Consider the following 9,404-nt stretch of genomic DNA (forward strand, 5'->3'; position numbering starts at 1 on the left):
CCGTGTGGAGTGCCTCTTTTCGGTGGTGCGCGATACTGGGATTGAACCAGTGACCTCTTCCGTGTCAGGGAAGCGCTCTCCCGCTGAGCTAATCGCGCGGGTCTTCAGTCGGATTCCCGAGTGATCGGGTGCTCCTGACCGGCCACAGGGCCGATCTTGGAGCGGATGACGGGATTCGAACCCGCGACCCTCACCTTGGCAAGGTGATGCGCTACCAGCTGCGCTACATCCGCATGTCTAACAAACAAGTCTCTCAGCAGCGAACTGCGTCGAAACTTGGTGCGCGATACTGGGATTGAACCAGTGACCTCTTCCGTGTCAGGGAAGCGCTCTCCCGCTGAGCTAATCGCGCGAGGTGGAGACGGGAATCGAACCCGTGTGCACGGCTTTGCAGGCCGTTGCCTCACCACTCGGCCACTCCACCATAAAAGGTCGAGTCCAACCTCTCGAGCGGATGACGGGATTCGAACCCGCGACCCTCACCTTGGCAAGGTGATGCGCTACCAGCTGCGCTACATCCGCAAATCGCTCCGGCGGGGCGTTTCGGCCTCTCCGGTGCTGCTCCGGTTGGGCGTTTCCGCTTTCCCGGTGCGGTGAGAACATTAGCGGACCATTTGAGAAAGGCACAAATCGCGAGGTCAGGGCGGAAAACCAAGATCTCCAGGGCTGTCGTTCAGCGGTGTTTCCGGGGAATTGTTCGCGATAACCGACCTGTCGGGTCCAAACCCGTCGTCTCCAGGCCCTGTGCGGATGGGTGGGCGCGCACCGTGCGAGCGCGCCCGAGCCGTGCGCACCTGAGCGGTGTGATGTCGTGCCCTCTCCACAGGTGCCCCCCCTATGGGGAGTGGGTGCGGAACCGTTCGGCGACCCACCCGCGGGGAACGGAACGCGCCGATCAGGTCCGGCGCGGGCGGCCGTTCGGGCCGCCGATCCGAATGACAACCTGGGGATTCGTGTTCGCTGCGGGTGCATGTTAATGTTTCGTCTCGTTCGACCGCGAGCGTTCAGCGTGGTTCGGTCCCGTGGCTCAGTGGAAGAGCGTCCCGTTCACACCGGGAAGGTCGCTGGTTCGATCCCAGCCGGGACCACAAGTAGAAAGGCCCCGTCCGCATTGCGGACGGGGCCTTTCTCGTTCCCGCGGCTCGTCGCGCGTTCGAGCGCGCGCGGCGTCAGTCGATGTCGTAGGTGACTGCGACGTTCACGGTCAGCTCCTGCGATCCGGCCTCGATCGGCACGGCGTCAGCACGCATCATGTCGCCAGGATTGCGCATCATGTACGGATTCTGTGAACCCTGTGCCTGCGGGGGGACCTCGACGATCGAGCGCACCTTTCCGAGTTTCACGCCGGCAGCATCCGCCATCTCTCGGGCCTGCGCCTGGGCCTGCTGAACTGCGCGACTGCGCGCCTCGGCACGAAGGTCGCTGTCGTCGGCGATGGAGAAGCTCGTCTGCTGTACCCGGATCGCGTCGCCGGTCGCCGACGCAGCCGCATCGATGAGAGTCCCGGCCTGGGAGACGTCGTGCAGGGTCGCGGTCACCTGGTTGGTGACTTGATAGCCGTTGATCCTGCCGCCGGTCGGTTCCCACGTCGGATTCACCGACAGTTCACTGGTTCGGATGTCTTCGGCGGCGACACCCTTGCTCTTCAGCGTATCGATGAGGGCCGTGGCCTTCTGCGAATTGTCCTGCAGGGCGGCCTGCGCCTCGGGCGCCTGGGTCTGCACGCCGAGGACCACCGTCAACGTGTCGGGAGTGCCGGTGACCTTGCCGGTGCCCTGCGAGCTGATCCCCGCCGCCTGGATGCTCGGCGAGCCGGACGATCCTGCGGAGCATCCGGCCAGGGTCAGCATGCAGGCCGCGGCTGCGATTGTCGTGAGTGCGCGTTTCGTCTGAGTTCTCGGCATCGGATCACTATTGCGGAGCGGAACCGGTGTCGAGCCCGCTTCGCCCGAATGGAACTCCCGGTGGCCCCCGACGCGTCGGTACTCTCGGAGTACGCCGGTACGCGAACCGGCGCGGACGGCGACGCGACAGTGGGTTCGGATCATGGACGGTCAGGCGGTGAGCAAGCCTGCGCACGAGGGCGGGCTGGAGGCGTCGTCCGATCACGACGGATTCCATCCGATAGAAGAAGTCGAGAACCGGTGGCTGCGCTGGCGCCGGAAGATCGCCGGGAACACCTCTCTGAACCTGGCCTATCGGATCGGTGTCGGCCTCGTCGGAGCCCTTGTTCTCGCCGTCGGCATCGTGACCATCCCGTATCCCGGTCCGGGATGGCTGATCGTCTTCGCCGGTCTGGGCATCCTGGCCTCCGAATTCGCGTGGGCGCACCGGTTGCTGCGCTTTGCGCGTGCCCGCTACGACCGATTCATGATCTGGTTCTCCCACCAGTCCGTCGTCGTCAAGGCGCTCGGGGTGCTCTTCACCACCGTCGTCGTGCTCGCGACCCTGTGGGTCCTCGGAACGTTCGGGCTGATCGGAGGCTGGGTGGGCCTCGAACAGGCCTGGCTGGAGAGCCCGCTGTAGTTCGCGGTCGGTTCCGCCGCGGGACGGTTCCACGAGTTGATCGGCCATGCCGATAACATGGGATCGCCCCCCATCCGGGGGCGCACCCTCTTACCTAGGAGCGCATCCTCGTGACCACGCCCGCATCCGTTACCCCAGCCGCACGCGTCCAGGTGCCCGCCGGGACCACAGCGGGCACGGCGGTGCGCGAGGCCGGCCTGCCGGGCAAGGGCGCCGACGCCATCGTCGTAGTCCGTGACGCCGAGGGTCAGCTGAAGGACCTGTCTTGGATCCCCGACGTCGACGTGGAGGTCGAGGCCGTCGCCGCCGACACGGAGGACGGACGCAGCGTGATCCGGCACTCGGCCGCGCACGTCCTCGCTCAGGCCGTCCAGCAGGAGTTCCCGGACGCCAAGCTCGGTATCGGCCCGCCGATCAAGGACGGCTTCTACTACGACTTCCGCGTCGAGCGTCCCTTCACTCCCGAGGACCTCGCGAAGCTCGAGAAGCGGATGAAGAAGATCGTCAAGGACGCGCAGCGCTTCTCGCGTCGTGTCGTCGACGATCTCGATGACGCTCGCAAGGAACTGGCGAACGAGCCTTTCAAGCTGGAACTCATCGACGACAAGTCGGGTATCGACGACCCCGAGGTGATGGAGGTCGGCGCCGGCGAACTGACGATCTACGACAACCTGAACCCGCGCACAGGCGAGCTGATCTGGAAGGACCTGTGCCGCGGCCCGCACATCCCCACCACCAAGTACATCCCGGCGTTCAAGCTCACCCGCAGCTCGGCCGCGTACTGGCGCGGTGACCAGAGCCGCGAGGACCTTCAGCGCGTCTACGGCACCGCGTGGGAGTCGACCGAGGCGCTCGAGAACCACCTGGAGTTGCTGGCCGAGGCCGAACGCCGCGACCACCGCAAGCTCGGTTCCGAACTGGATCTGTTCTCGTTCCCGGACGAGCTCGGCTCGGGCCTGCCGGTGTTCCATCCCAAGGGCGGCATCATCCGTCAGGAGATGGAGAACTACTCGCGCCAGCGCCACGTGGAAGAGGGATACGACTTCGTCTACTCGCCCCACATCACCAAGGGGCATCTGTACGAGGTCTCCGGCCACCTCGATTGGTACAAGGACGGCATGTTCCCGGCGATGCACATCGACGAGGAACTCAACGAGGACGGCACGGTCCGCAAGCCCGGCCAGGACTACTACCTCAAGCCGATGAATTGCCCGATGCACAACCTCGTGTTCGGTTCTCGTGGTCGCTCGTACCGTGAGCTGCCGCTGCGCCTGTTCGAGTTCGGCTCGGTGTACCGCTACGAGAAGTCCGGCGTCGTGCACGGCCTGACTCGTGTCCGCGGCATGACGCAGGACGACGCGCACATCTACTGCACCAAGGAGCAGATGCGCGACGAGCTCACCACCACGCTCGAGTTCGTGCTGGGGCTGCTCAAGGACTACGGCCTCGACGACTTCTACCTCGAGCTGTCGACCAAGAATCCCGAGAAGTTCGTCGGTGACGACGCGCTGTGGGAGGAAGCCACCGAGACCCTCCGCGAGGTCGGCGAGGCCTCCGGGCTGAACCTGGTGCCGGATCCGGGTGGAGCCGCGTTCTACGGTCCCAAGATCTCGGTGCAGGTGCAGGACGCACTGGGCCGCAGCTGGCAGATGTCGACCATTCAGCTCGACTTCAACCTGCCCGAGCGCTTCGACCTCGAGTTCACAGGCTCCGACGGCACGAAGCAGCGTCCGGTCATGATCCACCGCGCGCTGTTCGGCTCCATCGAGCGCTTCTTCGGCGTTCTCACCGAGCATTACGCGGGTGCCTTCCCGGCGTGGCTGGCCCCGGTCCAGGTCGTTGCCATCCCGGTCGCCGAGGCGTTCGAGGATCACCTGTTCGACGTCGTCAAGCAGCTCAAGGCCATCGGTGTGCGTGCCGAGGTCGACGCCAGCGACGACCGGATGCAGAAGAAGATCCGTAACCACACCACGCAGAAGGTCCCGTTCATGCTGCTCGCCGGCGAACGTGACGTCGAAGCCGGTGCGGTGAGCTTCCGCTTCCGCGACGGCACCCAGATCAACGGTGTGCCGGTGGCGGACGCGGTCCGCACCATCGGCGACTGGATCGCGAAGCGCGACAACTCTTCGCCCACAGCCGAACTCGTCGGTGGTGCCCAGTGACCGATCAGGCGAACGGCAACACCGACAACGGCACGCTCGTCGACACCGGTCCGGGCGATCCGGACCGGCTGCAGCGCCTGTGGTCGCCCCACCGGATGTCGTACATCGCGGAGGCGCCCAAGGCATCGAAGTCGAGCGAGGGGCCGTTCAGCGAGATTCCGAAGATGGGCGACGAGGAAGGTCTGATCGTCGCGCGCGGTGAATCCGTGTATGCGGTCCTGAACCTGTACCCGTACAACCCCGGCCACCTCATGGTGGTGCCGTACCGCCGGGTCGCGGCGCTCGAAGATCTGACGCCTCAGGAGAGCGCCGAGCTGATGGCGTTCACGCAGCGCGCGATTCGGGTGATCAAGCGGGTGTCGAATCCGGATGGGTTCAACGTCGGTCTCAACCTCGGCGCCGCGGCCGGAGGTTCGCTCGCCGAACACCTGCACCAGCACATCGTTCCGCGGTGGGGTGGCGACGCGAACTTCATCACCGTCCTCGGGGGCGCGAAGGTGATGCCGCAGCTGCTCCGCGAGACCCGGTCACTGCTTGCGGAGGCCTGGAGCGAGTGATCTCCAGGGACCACCGGGGAAATCACGTGGCAGGATCAGGTGCCGGGCCCGTTGTGGCCCGGCACCACTGCGGGCGGGGAGAGGGGGGAGTGGAATGCTGAGCTTCTTCGGCCGTGCATCGGTGTCCAAGGTGACGGCGCCGATGGGCCAGGCGTTGGTGAAGACGGGCCTCACACCCGACGCCGTCACCGTGATCGGCACGGTCGCGAGCATCGCGGGCGCGCTGACCCTGTTCCCCTCCGGTCATTTGTTCTGGGGCACCATCCTCATCTGGTTCTTCGTCATGTTCGACATGCTCGACGGCGCGATGGCCCGGGCCCGCGGGGGCGGAACTCGTTACGGGGCAGTGCTCGACGCGACGTGCGACCGGATCGCGGACGGCGCGATCTTCGCGGGACTCGCGTGGTGGGCCGCCTACCACGAGAACAGCAAGAGCCTGCTGATCGCGACACTGATCTGCCTCGTCAGCTCGCAGGTCATCTCCTATGCCAAGGCACGCGCCGAGGCCAGCGGTCTGTCCGCCGACGGTGGGCTCATCGAGCGACCTGACCGTTTGGTCATCGTCCTCGTCGGATCCGGACTCACAGGCATCGGAGGGCACTTCGACATCGGCTGGCTGCACTGGGCGGTGTACGTCGCGATGTGGATTCTCGCGGTCGCCAGCATCATCACCGTCTTCCAGCGTGTGCTGGCGGTACGCAATTCGGCGGGAGCGCGGGACGTGCTGCCGATCGCGCCGAGCAGTGTCGATGACAAGCCCGTCGACGACAAGCCCGTCGACGAGAAGCCCACCGAGGGAGAGGCGTCCGCGTCGTGAGTTTGTCCGAGCGGGTGGCCGATCTCGGTTACGCGACGGGGTGGCGCGTGGTTCGGGCGCTGCCCGAACGGCTGGCCGTCTCGATCTTCGACGCCGGCGCCGACTTCGCGGCACGCCGCCACGGCGGGCCACAGCAGTTGCGGCGCAATCTCGCCCGCGTGCTTGCGGTCGCGCCGGAGGACGTGCCCGACGATCTGGTCCGGGACTCGCTGCGGTCGTACGCCCGGTACTGGCGCGAGGCTTTCCGCCTGCCTTCGATGGATTTGGTCGCGACTGCGGCGGCGATCGACTCGAGTGTCGAGGGTCAGGAGTATCTCGAACACGCGATGGAAGCGGGCAACGGTGCCATCCTGGCGCTGCCACACAGTGGCAACTGGGACATGGCAGGCGTGTGGTGCACGCAGAGGTGGGGTGGCCTGTCGACGGTCGCCGAGCGTCTGAAGCCCGAGTCGCTGTATCGCCGGTTCGTCGACTATCGCGAGAGTCTCGGATTCGAGATCTTCCCACTGAGCGGAGGCGAGGCGCCGCCGTTCGGTGAACTGACGAAGCGACTGCACGAGAACAAGGTTGTGTGCCTACTCGGTGAGCGCGATCTCGCGGCGAAGGGCGTGCCGGTCACGTTCTTCGGCGAGCCCACACGTATGCCCGCCGGGCCCGCCAAACTGGCGATCGACACCGGGGCGGCGCTGCTGCCCGTGCACTGTTGGTTCACCGACGGCGGATGGGGATTCTCGATAGATCCGCCGATCGATGTCTCGGTCGGGGTCGGCGACGCCACACAGGCACTTGCCGATCGCTTCGCGGCGAACATCGCCGCCCGTCCCGCCGACTGGCACATGCTCCAGCCGCTGTGGTGGGACGACCTCTCCGAGGCCCGTCGGGCACGCATGGAGTCGCGATGAAGATCGGGATGGTCTGCCCGTACTCCTTCGACGTGCCGGGCGGCGTGCAGGCGCATGTCGTCGAACTGGCCCAGGTCTTCATCGAACGCGGACACAAGGTGAGTGTGCTGGCGCCCGCGTCGGAGGGTACGACCCTGCCGGACTTCGTCGTCTCGGCGGGCCGCGCTGTCGCGATCCCCTACAACGGGTCGGTCGCGCGCCTGACGTTCGGACCGGTCTCGTACAGCCGGGTGCGGCGGTGGATCGCCGACAACGACTTCGACGTCCTGCACATCCACGAGCCCAACGCCCCCAGCCTCTCGATGCTCGCGATGAAGATCGCGGAGGGCCCCATCGTCGCGACATTTCACACGTCGACCACGAAGTCGTTGGTACTGAGCACGTTCCAGGGAGTTCTCCAGCCCTACCTCGAGAAGATCAGCGGCCGGATCGCCGTGTCGGAACTCGCGCGTCGGTGGCAGGTCGAATCCCTGGGATCGGACGCCGTGGAGATTCCGAACGGTGTCGACGTCCCTGCGTTCGCGAACGCCGCGGCGTTGCCCGGCTATCCGCGTTCCGGCAAGACCGTGCTGTTCCTCGGCCGCTACGACGAACCGCGCAAGGGCATGGCGGTGCTGCTCGAAGCGTTGCCCGCACTGGCCGAGAAGTACCCCGATCTCGAGATCCTCGTGGTCGGGCGCGGCGACGAGGACAAGCTCCGAAAGGAGGCGGGCCGCCACGCCCGGCACCTGCGTCTGCTCGGTCAGGTGAGCGACGAGGAGAAGGCGTCGGCGCTGCGCAGTGCCGACGTGTACTGCGCGCCCAACCTCGGAGGCGAGAGTTTCGGCATCGTGCTCGTCGAGGCGATGGCCGCCGGCACCCCGGTCGTCGCAAGCGAACTCGATGCGTTCCGGCGCGTTCTGCGCGACGGCACCGCCGGCCTGCTCGTCCCGGTGGGCGATTCGGTTGCCCTCGCGGCCGCGCTGGACGCGGTACTCGGTGACGAGGACCGCCGTCGGTCGCTGACCGACGTCGCGAGTGTCGTGGTGGGGGAGTACGACTGGCCGGTGGTGGCCGAACAGATCCTTCGGGTGTACGAGACGGTCACCGTCGGCGCCGGTGGTGTGCGCGAGGTGCGCTCGTGACCTTCTCGGCAACGACCATCCTGATCCTGGCGTTGGTCGCGGCGACCATCGCAGTCGTCGGCGCGTGGGCGTACGGCACTGCGAACCGGCTCGACCGCCTGCACGTCCGCTCCGATCTGTCGTGGCAGGCGCTCGACGCCGCGCTCGCCCGACGGGCTGTCGTGGTGCGTGCCATCGCGTCGGCGCTGTCCACCGCATCCGTCGACGGCAAGCGACTCTCGGTGCTGGCCGACCAGGCGGAGCGGGCGGACCGCGCGCATCGGGAGAACGCCGAGAACGCACTCTCGGGTGCACTGACCGCTCTCGACACCCACCTCATGCGCCCGCAGTTGATCGCCGAACTCGCCGATGCGGAAGCCCGCGTCCTGATCGCGCGTCGGTTCCACAACGACGCGGTCCGCGACACGTTGGCGCTGCGCACGAGGCGGCCGGTGAGGTGGCTGCACCTCGGTGGCACGGCGGCGCTGCCGACGTACTTCGAGATTGCCGAACGCACGGAGCCGTCGGGGCTGCAACTTGATGAGGTGCGCACCTCGGCTCGCGTCGTGATGCTCGACGATCGTGGTCGCGTTCTGTTGGTGCGCGGCCGCGATCCCGACAAGCCCGACACGTCGTTCTGGTTCACGATCGGCGGCGGCGTCGAGTCGGGGGAGACTCTGCGTGCCGCAGCGGTTCGCGAGATTCACGAGGAGACCGGTCTAACCGTCGAACCGGACTCGCTGCGGGGGCCGCTGTGGCGCCGGGTGGCGATCTTCCCGTTCGCGGGCGAACTGATCCGGTCGGAGGAATTGTTCTTCACGGTCCGGACCGACGAGTTCGCCCCGCATCGGGGTGGTTTCACGGAGCTGGAACAGCGCACCATCATCGAATATCGCTGGTGCACCGCAGCCGAGATTCGCGTCATCCAGAACGGTGGTGAGGCGGTGTACCCGCAGGATCTGCCCGATCTGCTCGACGAGGCCAACCTTGCGCTGGTCCGTCTCGAGGATCCCGAGGTCCGCGCCATCCGCTGAAGCGTGCCCGCTATGACCGTCGCCACAGCAGTCCAGGTATCGGGCACTGGCTATCGGCCCGGCCGGGCCGTCGTCATAGAATTGCCCACGCGTTGCGACCGTGCGAGCCCGACCCCGGGCTGAACTGGTCCTGGCGTGTCAGACCTTCCCCGAAGCCGGCGAGAACCCAGGAGTTTGCTGTGACCACCCCCGACACCACCCCCACTACCGGCACTGCACGCGTCAAGCGGGGCATGGCCGAGATGCTCAAGGGCGGCGTCATCATGGACGTGGTCACCGCCGAGCAGGCCAAGATCGCCGAGG

General features: G+C 66.6%; 8 protein-coding genes, 6 tRNA genes and 1 pseudogene. 9 read left to right on the forward strand and 6 right to left on the reverse strand.

Annotated elements, in window-relative coordinates; genetic code table 11:
• Positions 1 to 23: 23 nt before the first annotated feature.
• From C8K36_RS16030 to C8K36_RS16050, 5 genes are all read right to left on the reverse strand, one after another.
• Positions 24 to 98, reverse strand: a tRNA-Val gene (locus C8K36_RS16030).
• Between the two features lie 59 nt (positions 99 to 157).
• A tRNA-Gly gene (locus tag C8K36_RS16035) sits at positions 158 to 233 on the reverse strand.
• A 44-nt stretch (positions 234 to 277) separates the two neighbouring features.
• Positions 278 to 352 (reverse strand) — tRNA-Val (locus tag C8K36_RS16040).
• Between the two features lies 1 nt (position 353).
• A tRNA-Cys gene (locus tag C8K36_RS16045) sits at positions 354 to 424 on the reverse strand.
• Positions 425 to 449: 25 nt separating this feature from the next.
• A tRNA-Gly gene (locus tag C8K36_RS16050) sits at positions 450 to 522 on the reverse strand.
• A 494-nt stretch (positions 523 to 1,016) separates the two neighbouring features.
• Between C8K36_RS16050 and C8K36_RS16055 the strand changes: the two genes are divergently transcribed.
• Positions 1,017 to 1,088: transfer RNA gene (locus C8K36_RS16055), tRNA-Val, on the forward strand.
• Positions 1,089 to 1,169: 81 nt separating this feature from the next.
• Here the strand turns inward: C8K36_RS16055 and C8K36_RS16060 are convergent.
• The gene (locus tag C8K36_RS16060; protein WP_107985534.1) at positions 1,170 to 1,904 is read right to left on the reverse strand and encodes an SIMPL domain-containing protein; all 735 of its coding nucleotides are present in this window, start codon (positions 1,902 to 1,904) and stop codon (positions 1,170 to 1,172) included.
• 142 nt (positions 1,905 to 2,046) lie between these two features.
• On the opposite strand from C8K36_RS16060, the gene C8K36_RS16065 reads away from it, so the two are divergent.
• From C8K36_RS16065 to C8K36_RS16100, 8 genes and pseudogenes are all read left to right on the forward strand, one after another.
• On the forward strand, positions 2,047 to 2,526 hold the full coding sequence (locus C8K36_RS16065) for a TIGR02611 family protein (protein WP_107985497.1): 480 nt from the start codon (positions 2,047 to 2,049) through the stop codon (positions 2,524 to 2,526).
• 110 nt (positions 2,527 to 2,636) lie between these two features.
• Positions 2,637 to 4,688: a threonine--tRNA ligase gene (thrS, locus tag C8K36_RS16070; protein ID WP_107985498.1), complete on the forward strand. Its 2,052-nt coding sequence runs from the start codon at positions 2,637 to 2,639 to the stop codon at positions 4,686 to 4,688.
• Positions 4,685 to 5,245 carry an HIT family protein gene (locus C8K36_RS16075; protein WP_107985499.1) on the forward strand — a complete coding sequence of 187 codons (561 nt, stop codon included), beginning with the start codon at positions 4,685 to 4,687 and terminating at the stop codon, positions 5,243 to 5,245. The genes thrS and C8K36_RS16075 overlap by 4 nt, the downstream gene beginning before the upstream one ends.
• Before the next feature lie 94 nt (positions 5,246 to 5,339).
• On the forward strand, positions 5,340 to 6,062 hold the full coding sequence (pgsA, locus tag C8K36_RS16080) for a phosphatidylinositol phosphate synthase (RefSeq protein WP_258195440.1): 723 nt from the start codon (positions 5,340 to 5,342) through the stop codon (positions 6,060 to 6,062).
• Positions 6,059 to 6,964, forward strand: coding sequence for a phosphatidylinositol mannoside acyltransferase (locus C8K36_RS16085; RefSeq protein WP_107985500.1), 906 nt, complete (start codon positions 6,059 to 6,061; stop codon positions 6,962 to 6,964). Before pgsA ends, C8K36_RS16085 begins: the two co-directional genes overlap by 4 nt.
• Positions 6,961 to 8,088 carry a glycosyltransferase family 4 protein gene (locus C8K36_RS16090; RefSeq protein ID WP_107985501.1) on the forward strand — a complete coding sequence of 376 codons (1,128 nt, stop codon included), beginning with the start codon at positions 6,961 to 6,963 and terminating at the stop codon, positions 8,086 to 8,088. The genes C8K36_RS16085 and C8K36_RS16090 overlap by 4 nt, the downstream gene beginning before the upstream one ends.
• On the forward strand, positions 8,085 to 9,101 hold the full coding sequence (locus C8K36_RS16095) for an NUDIX hydrolase (RefSeq protein WP_107985502.1): 1,017 nt from the start codon (positions 8,085 to 8,087) through the stop codon (positions 9,099 to 9,101). The genes C8K36_RS16090 and C8K36_RS16095 overlap by 4 nt, the downstream gene beginning before the upstream one ends.
• A gap of 179 nt (positions 9,102 to 9,280) precedes the next feature.
• Positions 9,281 to 9,404 (forward strand): annotated as a pseudogene (locus C8K36_RS16100) (pyridoxal 5'-phosphate synthase lyase subunit PdxS); the annotation flags it as partial.

Source organism: Rhodococcus sp. OK519 (genome assembly GCF_003051005.1).
In the GTDB taxonomy this organism is placed as follows: domain Bacteria; phylum Actinomycetota; class Actinomycetes; order Mycobacteriales; family Mycobacteriaceae; genus Prescottella.